Source organism: Ruegeria sp. A4 (assembly GCF_056543025.1).
This window is the reverse complement of the sequence record NZ_JBQGAW010000015.1, coordinates 1-15,237: the sequence shown is the minus strand read 5'-3', so window position 1 is coordinate 15,237 and position 15,237 is coordinate 1. Positions and strand designations below refer to the sequence as shown.

Genomic DNA, 15,237 nt, shown 5'->3' with positions numbered 1-15,237 from the left:
TGTCTGGCAAGCCGCTCGGCATGTCCGGTTCCGGGGCTTGCTCTGGAATCAATAGGGAATGCGGTGCGGGCTCTGGCCCAAATCCGCAACTGCACCCGCAACTGTAAGCGACGAGCAGGGCTGAAACGCCACTGGGGTTTGCCCGGGAAGGCCGGTCCAACGCTTTGACCCGCAAGTCAGGATACCTGCCGGACATGTGCCCTCTAACGGGCACTCCTAATCGACGACGGGATGTGCGTCGGACCAGGATGCCTGAAAGGGTAATTTGGCGTTGAATGTCCCGTGGTCAAAACGAATTTCGCGCCGGGATTGGCGCGACGGGACAAGGACGACTGTTCATGAAAACGCTGCTCAGCGCAGCCGCTGCCGCGATGGCTCTTCCTGCCATAGCAAATGCGCATTTCCTTTTGGAATACACCACCGACACCATGATCGAGAAACCGGGCGATGTACCGGTCAAACTGATTTTCTGGCATCCGTTCGAGAATGGCCATGTCATGGATCTTGAAAAGCCGCAGGAATTCTATGTGATCCACAACGGTGAAAAGACCGATTTACTGGACACGCTGGAACCTATCCGGTTCACCGGCGGGCAGAACGAGGGCGCGGCGTTCAAAGGCAGTGTCCCGGTCAAACGGTCGGGCGACTATGTGCTGGTGACGGTTCCTCAGCCTTATTACGAGGAATCCGAAGACATCTATATCCAACAGCTCACCAAAGCCTTCCTGAACCGCAACGAATTGCCGACCGATTGGATGAATCCCGTGGGTCTGCCGACCGAGATTATCCCGCTGAACAAGCCGACCAACATCATCGCGGGTTCGACTTTCACGGGCCGTGTGCTGGCTGATGGTCAGCCGGTTGCGGGGGCCGAGATCGAGATCGAATACATGGCAGCCGAACCCGACATGGAAAGTTCGGCCGCTTCTGCACCGAAGGCGTCACCAATGCCGGGTGGTGCGGTGGTCGCAATATCTGACGACAACGGGTATTTTTCGTTCGGCGTTCCAAAAGCCGGTTACTGGGGTTTCGCCGCCCTTGGTTCCGGTCCGGCAACCGAACATGAGGGCAAAGAACTCAGCCAGGATGCGGTCATCTGGATCCGCGCCTGGGATCTGGAGTAACCCCAAATGCACATCGTCGACGGAGCCCTTTCCAACCCGGTTGTAATTGGCGGCGCCATAGCCGCCGCGGGCGGGATCGCCATGGGTCTCAGGTCTCTGGATCTTGATCGCATCCCCACTGCGGGCGTGCTGTCAGCCAGTTTCTTCGTGGCATCGTTGATCCACGTGCCCATTGGTCCGTCGTCGGTCCATCTGATCCTCAACGGCATGGCCGGGCTGCTGCTTGGTTGGGCCGCATTCCCGGCTTTGTTCGTCGGGCTTTTGCTACAGGCGGTCTTTTTCGGCTTTGGCGGGTTGACGGTGTTGGGGATCAACACCGTCAATATCGCCTTTCCCGCGGTGGTGGCCGGAATGTTGTTCGGTCGTCTGATCGCGCGTGGAACGCCTTTGCAAGGTGCGATTTGGGGGGGCATCGGCGGCGCGTTTGCGATTGCGGCGACAACCGGCATGGTCGCGTTTTCGCTGGCGCTGTCGGGGGATGAATTTCTGCCTGCCGCCAAGCTTGTTTTCTTCGCCCATATTCCTGTCATGGCCATCGAGGCGATTTTGACCGGGTTCGCCGTGTTGTTGGCACGCAAGGTCAAGCCCGAGCTGTTTTTCAGAGGAGCAGCCACATGAAGCATCTGGTTGTCATACTGGCCATGTGCTGTGCACCTGTGCCTGCCCTGGCGCACAAGGTCATAGCCGGCGTTTTCGAGTCGGGAGACGTCATCGAGGGCGAAATCGGCTTTTCCAACGGCGACCTGGCAAGCGGCACCGAGGTCATTGTCACCGGCCCGGATGGGGCCGAGCTGGGTCGATCGGTCACGGATACGGACGGTTTCTTTGTCTACACGCCGACCTCGGCCGTGGCGCACACCTTCTTTGCCGACCTTGGCGCCGGGCATGTGGCCGAAGTCACGATGTCTGCCGAAGATGTCGCGCGGATCATGGGCGTTGCCGCGGCAGAGAACGGTGATTCATCTTCGGCTGCTGTGACGCAGGCCAGCGGTTCGGCGGCGTCTCTCAGCGCCGAAGAACAGCAGGTTATCGCCAAAGCCGTACGTGACGAATTGCGCCCGCTCAGGCGCGAGATTGCGGCCTATCGCGAACAGAATGACCTGCAAACCATCCTCGGCGGGATTGGGTACATCGTTGGTCTGTTCGGTCTGGGCTTTTACATGGCGGCCCGTCGCAAGCTGGCGTCCTGATGGCACACGTTCTGGGGCACAAGGAAAAAACGCTGTCCGAAGCCGGTGACGGGCCAGAAGGTCTGATCAGCCTGCTGGATCCCCGGATGCGGATCGTCATGGCAGTTGTTTTTGCAGTCGTGACCGTGGCGCTGTCATCCCTCGGCGCGCTTTGCGCGGCGCTGACAGTGTCGCTTTCGCTTCTGATGGTTTCACGTCTGCCGCGGCGAAAGACGTTGAAGCGAATGGCCATGATGGATGGGTTCATCCTGTTCATGCTGATCCTGTTGCCCTTTTCCATGCCCGGGGATCCGATGTTCACGCTTTGGGGATTCCCCGCAAGCTGGCAGGGATTTTGGAAAGCGGTCGAGATTGCCTTGACCGCCAATGCCGTGATCCTGTCCCTGATGGTTATGGTCGGGACGATGGAGCCGGTTACACTGGGCCACGCCCTGCATCGTCTGCGGTGCCCGGAAAAGCTGGTTTACCTGCTGATGTTCACGATCCGTTATATCGAGGTCTTGCGCGAAGAATACCTGCGGCTGCGCGCCGCGATGAAGGTGCGTGGTTTTCGGCCAGCAACAAACTGGCACACATATCGAAGCTTTGGCTACCTTGTGGGTATGATGCTTGTGCGCGCGATCGAAAGATCGGAACGCATCCTGGCCGCGATGAAGTGCCGGGGGTTTTCCGGACGTATGCCGTTGCTTCAGGAATTTTCCCTGACCCGCGCGGACATTGTGTTTGCGGCTGGCTTCAGCGGCCTCTGCCTGGGTCTGATCATTCTGGAATTCGCATGACACTGATCGCGCTTGAAGACATCTGTTTTTCCTACCCCGGCCAGCCACCCGTTCTGGACGGGGCCAGCCTGAGCCTGAGCGCGGGGCAGCGCCTGTCCCTGACAGGTCCGAACGGAGCGGGGAAATCGACGCTCCTGCGGATTTTGCTTGGGCTGCAGCGCCCGTGTTCGGGCACCGTCACCGTTTTTGGTCAGCAACGCGTGGAAGAGGCTGATTTCCATGAGGTCCGCCGCCGGGTGGGGCTTGTATTTCAGGATGCGGACGATCAGCTGTTCTGCCCGACCGTCGCCGAAGACGTTGCTTTTGGTCCGCTCAATCTGGGCAAGACCCGTGACGAAGCACTTGCCGTCGTCGACAAAGTTCTGGGCGATCTGGACCTGATGCACTTGAAGAACCGCATTACCCATAAATTGTCGGGCGGAGAAAAACGGCTGGTGACCCTGGCGACGGTTCTGGCGATGGAGCCCGAAGTGCTGTTGCTGGACGAACCGACGAATGCGTTGGATACGAAAAACGAAGCGCGCCTGCTGGAAATCCTGCGCGCGTTGCCGCAGGCGATTTTGCTTGTCAGTCATTCGCCGGCGTTCCGCTTGGAACTGGCGCCTGATGAACTGGATCTTCGCGACGGGAAGCTGGTGCCGGTCTGACCTGTTCTCGTGGCAACTGGACATGGTGGTTTCAGAAAGGCAATCACACCTCCTGAGCCACGCCATGAAACGGAAAGCGAACCTTTTATGGCGTCAGGCCTTGGCTATGTGCGTCTGCGGCTCATAAGCCCATATTTGACCGCCCATGCCCGAAAAGATCCACGTCTGCGCCTGTCCTGTTTCACAGGTTGCCTGGATTGCGCACCGCCTTTGCGGTTGAATTCGAACACGTCGATTATCCGCTCGGCACAGCCACAGGCTTCGCCCATGCCAACTTTGGCGAAATAGAATTTCTCGAAACGCTCGGGGTTTTGCATGGCTGACCTCCTGAATGCATTGAACCTCATGAAGGGAGCATTGCCAAATCACTTTCCTGCGTTTCAGGCAGCCGTGCTATGGCGCGGCGAACTCGCTTCCTGTCCAGACATTGTCCAGTTGATTGAAGACCGGCGAGGTAATGAGCATTTCAGCGGAATAAAGCAGTTGCAGCTCATCCGCAAACCGCGTGACGCCCGGCACAAGCCCGGTGATGTTGCGCCATTCCGCCCAGGTTCCCGGATTTGACAGACTGGTCGGATTGCCGGGATCGGCGGGCTGGTGCCACCCGGCGGCGTTCAGCAGTGGTGTGAGCGCAAAGCGCGCATCATTGCTGTCGACCTCGGTACAGCCAGAGGTATCGCATTCCCAACTTGTCCAGTTCGCCGCCGCGATGGTTCCGGCGATCGGAGCGGCGGCGTCGATGACCCGAGCCACAACCTCGAACCCGCCACCAGCCGTCGGACGGCTGAGCGACAAAGGGTCGGTTGCCACGGCGTGCAAAGCCGCTGTTGGCGCCAGGCTGAGTGTACGACCGAGCAAAGCCAGCTGCGCAGAGCCGTCTGTTGCGGGTGCGGACCCCGCAGCAGGCAGGATCCTGACAGGTGTCAAAATCGGAACCGCGCCACCGCGGATCGTGATTTCCTGCACCGCATTGTCAAGGGCCGGAACAAAATCGCTGCGGATCGTATAGGTCAACGGGAAGCTGGGTTGTTGTGGCCCCGCAGGTCGGGCACCGTCACGTGTGACAAAGGACAACGGTGGAACGGCACCGGGCTGTGGCAGCGAAATCTGCGGCCCTGCTATGCCCAGAGCAGCCGCGATCATGCGCGCGCGCTGTTCGGCCTCTCCATACTCGCTGAGCAGATTTATATAGCCGCCGATCTCGGTGATATTGCGCGGGGCAGGGATGCGGGAAGGGGCAATGTCGCCTGCGATGGCCAGCCTGTGGGCTATAACCTCTCGGGCGCGCTGTATCGCCGGAGAATTGGTGGTTTCAAGAATATTGATGATGGCCTCGGCAAGGCTTTCATCGATGCCCGGTTCGGGGGTTGCATTTGTGCTGGTGTCACTCATCGTCGTCCTCCGCAGGTGCGCTCAGGCCATTGAGGAAATCCAGAACGGATTGGCTGCCGGCTTTGGTTGCGCTGCCGTCATCCGCATCCGTATTGGCTTTGGTGAAGGCCCCGAAAAGCTTGGCCAGAAGCAACGTGTTGGAAGGATTGGCCAGAGCCGCAGCGCCACCGGGAAAATCCTTGAACAGGTTTTGAACGAAACCGGCCCGGTTGCCATCCGGTTGCCCGCCAATCAGCGCAGAAACTCCCGAAGCGTTCTTGGCGATATCCTCAAACCCCTTGAGCTTTGCGGCATTGTCGGCATCTGTCTTTTTCTTCTCGGCGGCCTGCTTTTTGGCTTCTTCCTCTTTGCGGGCCGCGGCGATCTCTTGCCCCTTGCCCGCCAGCTCAGTGGCCTTGCCGACAAGCTCTTTGGTCAGATCCGTCGCCGTGTCTATGGCCTTGTCCCGACCGGCGGCGACCGATTGCGTTTCAAGGGCCAGTTGTGCCTGCAACTCTTTCAGGCCCGTCAGATCGGTTCCCGCCCGTGCAAGGTCTGGCGCGGCTTTGAGGATCTCGGCCAGTTGCGAACTGGGCACGGCCTGGCCCGTGCCAATGTCGCCACCTGCGATGGTGAGCGTGTTCGAAGGTTGATTGGCCGGCAGGTCTGATGGCGCACGGGTGCCAAAGATTGCATCGCTGTCCTCGGGCAAGACCGGCGTGTCGCCAACCGGGGGTGGCGTCGGGCTGTCCTGCCAGTTCCAGAAGCGACGATGGTCGATCATCTCGCAGGAATTGCAGCGGCCCAGAACAGCCTCGCCCAACAGGCCCCTGGTCGGCAGCGAGATCGTGCGGCGCGGTGGCCGGAAGTCTTCGCGATGGAAGGCCAGCAGGCTGTCCTGAATGTCGCCGGTCCGCATCTCCATTCTGTCGGCCAGATCGGGCGGGATCGAGAAGGGCATGATCATCGCATTGCCGTAGAAGCCCAACACCTTGTTCTGGACCGTGCTGAGCAGCGATATCTCACTTGAGGCGTCATCCAACCCGCCATCGGGCACGCCGATGGTGAAGCGTTCCAGCAGGATGGCCCGTTCCTCATCCGTCATACTGGCCCAGATCACGCGGGAATAACGAACGGTGTCGGCAACGATATGCTGATACATTTCTTCGATCCGCCGCAGATCACGACGCGACAGCACATCCGGCACTTCCTGTACGGAATAGGGCAGGGTCGCAGGCAAAGCCTGGAATGTATTGTCGTCAACGATGGTCTGCGCGTCTTCATTCATGCGCGCTTCGAACTCGCTGATCATCGGCGCGCCGACCAGATCGTCGAAATCCGAGCCTGAAATCGTGGTGTGAAGGCTCCGGTTGATGTTGCGCGTGGCGCGATCCAGATCATCCGCATCTTCCAGGTTCGAGATATGTTCCCAAATGTTGAAGATGTTGATCGGGTCCGGGCCGGTATAGAATGAATAGGCAAAAGAGCCCGTCCGCCTGCGCAACTCGACGCGGGCGATGTCGGAACGTTCGACCGAGCGGGGCAAAGCCACGGATCCGGTATAAGTCCGCCGGTTGGTTGGATCACGGCGCGCGTCAGCCAGCCGAACCAGCAGGTTTTCGCGTGTCTCGGCAGGCAAGTCATGCAGGTTGTCGATGTCGATCGGCGATCCGGTCAGGGGCACTGGCCCAACGCGATCGCCATCCTGCGTGAAGATCACCGCGGATATGTCATCATTGGGCATGAAAGTGCCCTGAGCTTCGAAGCTGACGATGTCCTGCGCGACACCCGGAGCATTCTGCGGCGTCGCGTCCTTGTCCGCGTAAAACTCTTCCAACAGTTTGAGGGCGGTGCGGAACCTTCGGCGGTTTCGGAATACGCGGCGGAACACGTCTGCGTGGCGCAGGATCACCTTGTACCGGCTCAGCAATCCGGACCGGCTGACATTGCCCGGCAATTGATCGCCTTGCCCCAAACGGCGAAAGCGGATGAGCTGCATGGGAACGAAGACCACCAATTGCACGCCTTCGATCCGCGTTTCCAGGGAAAAGTCGCGCAGAACTTCGAACCATTGCATCGTCATTGCATGACAGTGGTTGCGGTTGGCCACGAATTTTGTTGTCGCCGTCCGCCGATCACTTGCGGTGGCTGTGCGAACGCTGGTTCGGGCTGAACTTCGCTTGACCGAAGCGGCCCGTTCCAGCGCGGCCGAAAATGTCTCGTGCGTGTCTGACAGAAAATCGCGGGACGTGTTCTGCGTGTTGGACGAACTGCCTGACGAGTTGGAGCTGGAACGCGCGCCGCTGAAACCGACCCCGCCCACTATGGCCCCGATGCCGCCGAACAGACCGCCACCAATGCCACCGGCGCCCCCGAAGCTTTTTGTGAACGCCTTGGTCGAGAAAGAGGATGTTCCACGGATCACTTCGTCCAATGCGGTTTCGAATGTGCTGTCGAAAGAGGTATCGCGCGCCTCTTCGAATTCCTGTTGTTCCTCGAAGGTCAGGCTTTCGCGTTCGCGCACGGTCAGGGTTTCGCGCTGTTCCGACACGACGATCCGTTGTTCCTCGCCCGGGGCAAGCGGCAGGGAATAGACCAGACGCCCCAATGACATTCCGGCGTGGACGGCGGTTGAACGCATCTTGGCGATATAGCCAAGCGCCAGGCTGGAAGCTTTTGGCACATCCTGCGGGCGCTGTTCCAAGTCTTCGAAAAAATCTTCGATATCAATGGGCTCGTCAATCGGTATCCGATCGCGGAAATCCCAGTCTCCGCCGTCATTGTTGAATGCGCTCAACAGTGTTTCGGCAGAAAGATTGGCCTGCGCAAAGGTGCTGCCCGGAATTGTCGTGACAAAGCGATTGCCGCCAACGGGGCGGGTGCGAACGATGTTTTTCGGTCCGACAAGCGGGTCGATCAGCCGATAAAGAACCGAATAACGCCGCCGCGAAACCGTGCCTCCTTCGGTTCGGTATTCCGAAGCGCAATCACCTTCGCCCAGCACGATGGGCGCCTGCGTGCCGGTGAAATCGGATATGTTTTCTTCCGCATCCTCGGGATCCACCGGCAGAATATCGGCAAGCTCACCCAGGATCGAGCGCTGCAAAGGGAGGACGGTGCGATCCAGCACCACGAGACCCAATTCGCCATCCAATGCATCAATGCGCGGCACTGCCTCGGTCAGAGTGGTGTTCTGCCCCCGGATCCGCAATCTGAGGCCATTTTGCGGCAGGCGCAGATTGGGCAGATCCAGCGAAAACAGGCCCCGCGCATCCGTTACGGCGGCTTTTACAGCCCATGAAAAATCCCCGTTGTCGATGCCTTCACTGGCGGTGAAGGTTGGGCGCAGCGCTTCAACGATTACCCGCTCGGCAGGGGTGCCGTCGGGATTGATCAGTTCACCGCGCAGTTTCGGAGCAAGGGTTGGGACGACAGCGCCCAGAAACCCGTCGGCCAGATCCTTGCGTATGGTTTCAAGCTGACGAAAGACTGCACCAGTGGCCTGAACGCGCTGATCGACCAGATCGTTGATCACCTCGGCAGACAGGTCAATGCCAACACCACGGCGCAGCGCCTTGAGCTTCTCGGCTTCGACGCGCCTGAGATCGTCAATGCTGTCAGCCGTAAAACCGGCCGATCCCGAGAGTTCCGCCGAGATCGTGGGATTGGGCCGAGAGGTCGGAAGGGACAGCGTAATGCGCGGGGGCTCACTGCTGGAGTCGGACATGAAGTCACCTCGTAGGAAAGCGCTGCAAGAAACTGAGTGCCGGGAAAAATCAAATCTTGAAAGTTGACCCAACGTAACATGTTTCAGGGATTCGCAAAAGAAACGCCCGGGCCCGCCTTTTCCGCGACGCGTTTCGAACGCAGGATCCAAAATGCCTTTCAGCAATGGATCTGGCGATTACTTCGTGAGACCGGTTGCCTTCAGCTTCTGCGCCAGCAGGCTCATTTGCTTGTAAATTTCACCTGCATCGCGGTGCCACGCCGCTACATCCGCGCCCTGCTGGGCAACGACCTCTGAGTCCCCTCTTGCCGCCGGACCGGTCAGGGCAGATTGTGGGCCAAGTAGGTCGACGTTTTCGACTGTGCTGCTCAACAAACCAGCGTTGAGCTTGCGGGCAGTTTCGTCCGGCACGCCCGCCTCGGCCCACGCTTCGCGGGCGATGGCCTGCAAGACAACGGCGAAGTTGTTCGATATCACAGCGGCTGCATGATACAGGCTTTTGCTTTCAGACTGGATGGGAAAACAGGTGGCTCCCAATCCCTCCAGAAGTGGCTGAATGAACGCTATGGCGTCTTCGTCGCCTTCCAACCCGCACAATGCCTCTTTGAATTGCGCAGCAGCGGCCTGTGGATTGGCGAAAGACAGGACGGGATGAACGCTGGCCAGAGACCATGAGAGGCTTCGCAACGGCGCCAGTTGCTCGGCAGAAAAATAGCCGCTGCAATGGAACGCCACTGAAGGCTTTCCGGTTCTTTCTTGGTTCTCGAACGCCTCTTTCAATTCGTGGGCCACCGCAGAAATTTGCGTGTCGGGCACCGAGAGGATCCACAGATCAGCTGGCCGCAAATCGGCATAGCTTGCGGAAACGCGCCCGGTTTTGGACAACTGGGCGGCTTCATTTGCCGACTGAAAGGATGTGCTCAGAATATCCTGGATCCGGCAGCCAGCAGTGCCATCCAGAAGGCTGATCAGCGTCTTGCCAACCCGCCCGGCGCCGACAACGTTAATTTTGATTTCAGTCATCTGGGCTCTCTGTTTTTGTCGTCTAGTCCGCCCCACGGTGGGACGAATAGAAAAACGCAATCGCTTGAGTTCTGTTTTTGACGTTCAGCTTCTCATAGATATTCGACAGGTGAAACTTGACCGTGTTGGTGGATATCTGAAGCTCCTTGGACAGTTCCCGGTTCGACATCCCCTGTGCCAGGGCCTCCAAAATGGCGCGTTCCTTGCGCGACAGGCTTTGAATCGGATCCTGCTTCATCTTCCGGACGTCGATGAACGGAAACACCATCTTGCCTGCCGCCACTTCGGCGCAGGTCTCAAGAAGGCCTTCGACCTCGCCCGAGCGGGCAGCAAATCCAGCGGCGCCCGCCTGCATCGCCAATCGCGGGACATCCCCAGAGGCATCGCCATAGATGACAAAGCGCGGTGCATCGGCCTGATCGCGCAGCACCTCGATCAGTTTGGCGGCACCCAGGGCCGGAAGCGTCCAGTCCACGACGCCGACCTGTACGGGTATCCGCATCACCGTTCCCAGAAACCCTTCCGCCGTCGCCGACGTGGCGACCAGAGAGAATCGGGGATCACGTTCGAAAATTTCCGACATGGCCGAAAGCACCAGCGGGTTGCTGTCCGCAAGCATGATGTCGATGGGTTTGTCCGATGTCTCAACCATATGATTTTGCCCATATTTTACAAAAAACTACCCAAAAGGGTGGGGTAGATTTCGGTATACCGTCGTATTTTTGCCAAAACGGGTAGGTAATTACCCACACTATTAGCCATCCAAAAGCAGTAGTAAGTTACGTTGCGCCATCCGGCAAGCTCGCGTTTTCTGATCGGTATCTTGAACCATCAGGCCGTAATGCCCGGCCAACAGCCGAGGATGTCAGACCATGACCTTTCAGATTTTCCCTCCGCTCGAAATTCCCGAGACCCTTGCCGCAGGGCCGGGGCCGGGGAACACGGATGTGCGTGTCCTGAAAGCCTTCGCCGGCGCAGGTGTCGCCGATCACATGCAAGGCGATGTCCTCAGGGGCATGATCGAATGCAAGCACATGCTGCGGAAAATCTGGGGCACACGGAACGCTTACACTTTCGCTGTCGCGGGTACCGGATGGAGCGCTCTGGACACCATGTTCTCGGCCATCATGCCCGGTGACAAGGTTGTGGCCTTCACCAACGGCACATTTTCGGGGATCGACGCGTTGACGCTGCGGATCAAGGCGGCAACGCCCGCCGAGCACGCGGTCAGCCCGCTTGACCCACAGGCGGCGAGTGTCACGGTGGTCGACGTTCCTCATGGCCAGCCGGTGACGGCTGAACTGGTTGAAGCGACTCTGGCCGAGCACAAGCCGAAATGGGCCTTCATGGCGCATTGGGAAACCGGATCGGGCAGGGTGAACGATCTGCGCGGTTTCTCGGAGGCGTGTGAACGTCATGGCGCCATGGGGCTGATCGATGCGGTCTCGTCACTGGGTGTCGAAGACTTTGCGATCGATGACTATCCGGGTGTGGCAGGCTGGGCATCCTGTCCGCAGAAAGGCCTGTGCTGCCTGCCGCTGACCTATGCCCCTGTCAGCTTTGCCGATGCCTATATCGAGGCTCTGAAATCCACAGGTGCCTATACCTACGTGCACAATCCGATCTTCGAGGCACGCCACTGGGGCATCGTCGAGGGGCAGGACGTGGAAAAGGGCACCTATCACCGGACCCATTCCGGATATGCGGTTGCGGCATTCCACGAGTCATTGCGCCTGACCTTGCAGGAAGGTCTGGCCAAGCGGTCGATGTCTTACCGGACGCATGAAAAGGTTCTTCGGGACGCGGTGACCGAGATGGGGTGCGAGGTCACCTCGGACATGCCCAGCCTGATCGTGCTCAACCTGCCTTCCGCGCTTTCTGGCCGCGAGATGGAACTGGTGCAGAACTGCCGCGCCCGCGGGTTTGGCATCTGGCCCACCTTGAGCGAACCGGTGCAGGTTCGCATCGGCATCCTCAATCAATTGAATCGCGAGGCCGTCAGCCGGATCGTGCGCCTGTTCGCCGAAGCCATTCGTGAGCTGGGCGGAGAGGTCGATCAAGACGCGATCGAAGCTCTGCTGGAAAGCCGTTACGGCACTTCAATAGCTGCTTAATCAGGAGCGCATCAGATGGATATCCACGAATACCAGGCGAAAGAAGTTCTTTCGAAATTCGGCGTCGACGTGCCTGCGGGCGCGCTTGCCTATAGTCCTGAACAGGCGGCCTATCGGGCGCGCGAACTGGGGGGCGACAAATGGATTGTCAAGGCGCAGGTCCATGCAGGCGGGCGCGGCAAGGCCGGAGGGGTCAAGCTCTGCACCAGCGAAAACGAAATCTACAAGGCTTGCGACGATCTGTTCGGTCGCAAACTGGTGACGCATCAGACAGGTCCTGAAGGCAAAGGCATCTATCGTGTCTACGTCGAAGCCGCAGTGCCGATTGACCGGGAAATCTACCTTGGTTTTGTGCTGGATCGCTCCAGCCAGCGGGTGATGATCGTCGCCTCGTCCGAAGGCGGGATGGAGATCGAAGATATCTCGGCCGACCGCCCCGACAGCATTGTCAGGTCCATCGTGGAACCGGCCGTCGGGCTTCAGGAGTTTCAGGCCCGTGAAATCGCCTTCAATCTTGGGGTTGAAGCCAAACTGATCCAGCAAATGGTGCGGACGTTGCAGGGCTGTTATGCTGCCTTCAGCAATCTTGACGCCACGATGGTTGAAATCAACCCGCTGGTCATCACCGGTGATGATCGGGTGCTGGCGCTGGATGCCAAGATGAGCTTTGACGACAACGCTCTGTTCCGCCACCCGCAGATTGCCGAACTGCGCGACAAGAGCCAGGAAGACCCGCGCGAAAGCCGCGCTGCGGATCGCGGACTGTCTTATGTCGGGCTCGACGGCAATATCGGCTGCATCGTCAACGGCGCCGGTCTGGCGATGGCCACCATGGACACGATCAAGCTGGCAGGCGGCGAGCCTGCAAATTTCCTCGACATCGGCGGTGGCGCGTCGCCTGAACGGGTGGCCAAGGCGTTCCGGCTGGTCCTGTCGGATGACAATGTTCAGGCCATTCTGGTCAACATCTTCGCCGGTATCAACCGCTGCGACTGGGTGGCTGAAGGAGTCGTTCAGGCGTTGAAGGAACTTGACCTCGATATTCCCGTCGTCGTGCGGCTGGCCGGAACGAATGTCGAAGAAGGCCAGAAGATCCTGGCCAAATCCGGATTGCCGATCATTCGCGCCACGACGCTGATGGAGGCGGCAGAACGCGCTGTGGGCGCGTGGAAAAACGACCTTACCCAAGGCACCAAAATGAGGGTTGTGTAATGAGCATTCTTCTCGATCGTGACACGCGTGTCATCGTGCAGGGCATCACCGGGCGCATGGCGCGGTTCCACACCAAGGACATGTTGAACTATGGCACGAACGTGGTGGGTGGCGTCGTGCCCGGCAAGGGGGGCGAAACCGTCGAAGGCGTTCCGGTTTTTGACACCGTCAAACAGGCCGTCGAAGCCACCGGCGCCGATGCCAGCCTTGTCTTCGTGCCGCCCCCGTTCGCGGCGGATTCCATCATGGAGGCCGCCGATGCGGGCATCCGCTATTGCGTCTGCATCACCGACGGGATTCCGGCACAGGACATGATCCGGGTGAAACGGTACATGTACCGCTATCCGAAAGAGAAACGCATGGTTCTGACCGGTCCGAACTGCGCCGGCACCATCTCGCCCGGAAAGGCGTTGTTGGGCATCATGCCGGGGCATATCTATCTTCCCGGACATGTAGGGATCATCGGCCGTTCGGGGACATTGGGATATGAGGCGGCGGCCCAGTTGAAAGAGCGCGGGATCGGCGTTTCGACCAGTGTCGGAATCGGGGGCGACCCGATCAACGGATCGTCCTTCAAGGACATCCTTCAACGGTTTGAAGACGACGAAGACACGCATGTCATCGCCATGATCGGCGAAATCGGAGGCCCGCAGGAAGCGGAAGCCGCCGAATACATCCGCGACCACATCTCCAAACCCGTGATCGCCTATGTCGCCGGCCTGACCGCTCCGAAAGGCCGTACCATGGGGCACGCGGGTGCGATCATCTCGGCCTTCGGCGAAAGCGCCAGCGAAAAGGTCGAGATCCTGTCCGCCGCAGGTGTCACCGTGGCCGAAAACCCTGCCGTGATCGGTGAGACGATCGCCCGCGTGATGGAGGCTGCGTGATGGTCAAACCTTCGGTGCTGGTTACCCGTCGCTGGCCTGCTGCCGTCGAGGCGCAGCTGGCCGAGAACTACAACACCGTATTGAACACCGGCGACAAACCCATGTCCCCGGCTGAAATCCGGCAAGCGTTGAAATCCTATGACGCCGTGCTGCCCACCGTAACGGACACGCTGAGCGCCGAGGCACTGGATGTGCCGGGTGTGCAGACGAAAATCCTTGCCAATTACGGCGTCGGCTACAGCCATATCTGCGAGCCGTCGGCGCGCGAGTTGGGTATGACCGTGACCAACACGCCCGACGTTTTGTCCGAATGCACCGCCGATATCGCCATGACGCTGCTTTTGATGGTGGCGCGTCGGGCGGGTGAGGGCGAACGCGAGCTGCGTGCAGGTCAGTGGACGGGATGGCGGCCCACGCATCTGGTCGGAACCAAGGTCAGCGGCAAGACACTGGGCATCATCGGATATGGCCGCATCGGACAGGAGATGGCTCGCCGTGCGCATCACGGGTTCGGCATGGACGTGCTGGTTTGCAACCGTAGCGCCGTATCGCCCGATGTTCTCGCCGAATGCAACGCAAGACAGGTGGACACCATCGATGACCTGCTGCCGCAATGTGACTTCGTTTCACTGCACTGTCCGGGCGGCGCAGCCAACCGCCATCTGATCAATTCGCGCAGACTTGGCCTGATGAAGCCTGACGCTTTCCTGATCAACACCGCACGGGGCGAAGTGATTGATGAATGGGCGCTGATTCAGGCGTTGATGTTCGACATGATCGGCGGCGCTGCGTTGGATGTATTCGATGGTGAACCGCGGGTCAGCCCGGATCTGTTGCAATGCGACAACCTCGTCATGCTGCCGCATCTAGGCAGCGCGACCCGCGAAGCGCGCGAGGCGATGGGGTTCCGGGTTCTCGACAACCTGAGCGATTTCTTCGAAGGCCGTGAACCTCGGGACCGTGTGATCTGAGGCCACCTTCAAACATTACGCAATGGCATCCAACGCAGCCGTGGCTGCGTTGCGTTCCTCAATTAGGAGATATGACCAGTGAATGCCCCGCACCGTTCAGACGGATTTTTCACCCAGTCCCTTTCTGATCGTGATCCCGAGCTTTTTGGCTCGATCACGTCGGAACTGGGTCGTCAGCGCGACGAGATCGAG

At 59.4% G+C, this 15,237-nt stretch carries 13 protein-coding genes, 1 pseudogene and 1 riboswitch; of the genes and pseudogenes, 9 read left to right on the top strand and 5 right to left on the bottom strand.

Annotated elements, in window-relative coordinates; genetic code table 11:
• The first annotated feature begins 8 nt into the window (after positions 1-8).
• A riboswitch (cobalamin riboswitch) is annotated at positions 9-207 on the top strand.
• A gap of 131 nt (positions 208-338) precedes the next feature.
• From ACR0E2_RS20245 to ACR0E2_RS20225, 5 genes and pseudogenes are all read left to right on the top strand, one after another.
• On the top strand, positions 339-1,124 hold the full coding sequence (locus tag ACR0E2_RS20245) for a DUF4198 domain-containing protein (RefSeq protein WP_480447696.1): 786 nt from the start codon (positions 339-341) through the stop codon (positions 1,122-1,124).
• Between the two features lie 6 nt (positions 1,125-1,130).
• On the top strand, positions 1,131-1,742 hold the full coding sequence (cbiM, locus tag ACR0E2_RS20240; protein ID WP_171642677.1) for a cobalt transporter CbiM: 612 nt from the start codon (positions 1,131-1,133) through the stop codon (positions 1,740-1,742).
• Positions 1,739-2,314, top strand: coding sequence for a cobalt ABC transporter permease (locus tag ACR0E2_RS20235; RefSeq protein WP_480447695.1), 576 nt, complete (start codon positions 1,739-1,741; stop codon positions 2,312-2,314). The genes cbiM and ACR0E2_RS20235 overlap by 4 nt, the downstream gene beginning before the upstream one ends.
• Positions 2,314-3,093 carry a cobalt ECF transporter T component CbiQ gene (gene cbiQ, locus ACR0E2_RS20230; RefSeq protein ID WP_480447694.1) on the top strand — a complete coding sequence of 260 codons (780 nt, stop codon included), beginning with the start codon at positions 2,314-2,316 and terminating at the stop codon, positions 3,091-3,093. Before ACR0E2_RS20235 ends, cbiQ begins: the two co-directional genes overlap by 1 nt.
• Before the next feature lie 65 nt (positions 3,094-3,158).
• Positions 3,159-3,740 (top strand): annotated as a pseudogene (locus tag ACR0E2_RS20225) (energy-coupling factor ABC transporter ATP-binding protein); the annotation flags it as partial.
• Between the two features lie 104 nt (positions 3,741-3,844).
• Here the strand turns inward: ACR0E2_RS20225 and ACR0E2_RS20220 are convergent.
• From ACR0E2_RS20220 to ACR0E2_RS20200, 5 genes are all read right to left on the bottom strand, one after another.
• Positions 3,845-4,057: a hypothetical protein gene (locus tag ACR0E2_RS20220; protein WP_152460419.1), complete on the bottom strand. Its 213-nt coding sequence runs from the start codon at positions 4,055-4,057 to the stop codon at positions 3,845-3,847.
• A gap of 76 nt (positions 4,058-4,133) precedes the next feature.
• Positions 4,134-5,132: a hypothetical protein gene (locus ACR0E2_RS20215; protein WP_480447693.1), complete on the bottom strand. Its 999-nt coding sequence runs from the start codon at positions 5,130-5,132 to the stop codon at positions 4,134-4,136.
• Positions 5,125-8,838: a hypothetical protein gene (locus ACR0E2_RS20210; protein ID WP_480447692.1), complete on the bottom strand. Its 3,714-nt coding sequence runs from the start codon at positions 8,836-8,838 to the stop codon at positions 5,125-5,127. The genes ACR0E2_RS20215 and ACR0E2_RS20210 overlap by 8 nt, the downstream gene beginning before the upstream one ends.
• A 177-nt stretch (positions 8,839-9,015) precedes the next feature.
• Positions 9,016-9,921: a Rossmann-like and DUF2520 domain-containing protein gene (locus tag ACR0E2_RS20205; protein WP_480447691.1), complete on the bottom strand. Its 906-nt coding sequence runs from the start codon at positions 9,919-9,921 to the stop codon at positions 9,016-9,018.
• Entirely contained in the window at positions 9,884-10,513 is a 630-nt protein-coding gene (locus tag ACR0E2_RS20200; protein ID WP_224859546.1) for a response regulator transcription factor, read from the bottom strand. Before ACR0E2_RS20200 ends, ACR0E2_RS20205 begins: the two co-directional genes overlap by 38 nt.
• Before the next feature lie 220 nt (positions 10,514-10,733).
• On the opposite strand from ACR0E2_RS20200, the gene ACR0E2_RS20195 reads away from it, so the two are divergent.
• From ACR0E2_RS20195 to ACR0E2_RS20180, 4 genes are read left to right on the top strand one after another with little or no spacing between them, the layout of a single operon-like run.
• Positions 10,734-11,975, top strand: a complete 1,242-nt coding sequence (locus tag ACR0E2_RS20195; RefSeq protein WP_480447690.1) for a pyridoxal-phosphate-dependent aminotransferase family protein — start codon at positions 10,734-10,736, stop codon at positions 11,973-11,975.
• Positions 11,976-11,990: 15 nt separating this feature from the next.
• Positions 11,991-13,187, top strand: a complete 1,197-nt coding sequence (locus ACR0E2_RS20190; RefSeq protein ID WP_152460414.1) for a malate--CoA ligase subunit beta — start codon at positions 11,991-11,993, stop codon at positions 13,185-13,187.
• Entirely contained in the window at positions 13,187-14,074 is an 888-nt protein-coding gene (sucD, locus tag ACR0E2_RS20185) for a succinate--CoA ligase subunit alpha (RefSeq protein ID WP_171230723.1), read from the top strand. Before ACR0E2_RS20190 ends, sucD begins: the two co-directional genes overlap by 1 nt.
• Positions 14,074-15,045, top strand: a complete 972-nt coding sequence (locus ACR0E2_RS20180) for a 2-hydroxyacid dehydrogenase (RefSeq protein ID WP_224859541.1) — start codon at positions 14,074-14,076, stop codon at positions 15,043-15,045. The genes sucD and ACR0E2_RS20180 overlap by 1 nt, the downstream gene beginning before the upstream one ends.
• The last annotated feature ends 192 nt before the right edge of the window (positions 15,046-15,237 follow it).

What these genes read in the sequence shown, in the direction of transcription:
- ACR0E2_RS20245 (WP_480447696.1), top strand. Translation starts at nt 339, where the DNA reads ATGAAAACGCTGCTCAGCGCAGCCGCTGCCGCGATGGCTCTTCCTGCC.
- cbiM (WP_171642677.1), top strand. Translation starts at nt 1,131, where the DNA reads ATGCACATCGTCGACGGAGCCCTTTCCAACCCGGTTGTAATTGGCGGC.
- ACR0E2_RS20235 (WP_480447695.1), top strand. Translation starts at nt 1,739, where the DNA reads ATGAAGCATCTGGTTGTCATACTGGCCATGTGCTGTGCACCTGTGCCT.
- cbiQ (WP_480447694.1), top strand. Translation starts at nt 2,314, where the DNA reads ATGGCACACGTTCTGGGGCACAAGGAAAAAACGCTGTCCGAAGCCGGT.
- ACR0E2_RS20220 (WP_152460419.1), bottom strand. Translation starts at nt 4,057, where the DNA reads ATGCAAAACCCCGAGCGTTTCGAGAAATTCTATTTCGCCAAAGTTGGC.
- ACR0E2_RS20215 (WP_480447693.1), bottom strand. Translation starts at nt 5,132, where the DNA reads ATGAGTGACACCAGCACAAATGCAACCCCCGAACCGGGCATCGATGAA.
- ACR0E2_RS20210 (WP_480447692.1), bottom strand. Translation starts at nt 8,838, where the DNA reads ATGTCCGACTCCAGCAGTGAGCCCCCGCGCATTACGCTGTCCCTTCCG.
- ACR0E2_RS20200 (WP_224859546.1), bottom strand. Translation starts at nt 10,513, where the DNA reads ATGGTTGAGACATCGGACAAACCCATCGACATCATGCTTGCGGACAGC.
- ACR0E2_RS20195 (WP_480447690.1), top strand. Translation starts at nt 10,734, where the DNA reads ATGACCTTTCAGATTTTCCCTCCGCTCGAAATTCCCGAGACCCTTGCC.
- ACR0E2_RS20190 (WP_152460414.1), top strand. Translation starts at nt 11,991, where the DNA reads ATGGATATCCACGAATACCAGGCGAAAGAAGTTCTTTCGAAATTCGGC.
- sucD (WP_171230723.1), top strand. Translation starts at nt 13,187, where the DNA reads ATGAGCATTCTTCTCGATCGTGACACGCGTGTCATCGTGCAGGGCATC.
- ACR0E2_RS20180 (WP_224859541.1), top strand. Translation starts at nt 14,074, where the DNA reads ATGGTCAAACCTTCGGTGCTGGTTACCCGTCGCTGGCCTGCTGCCGTC.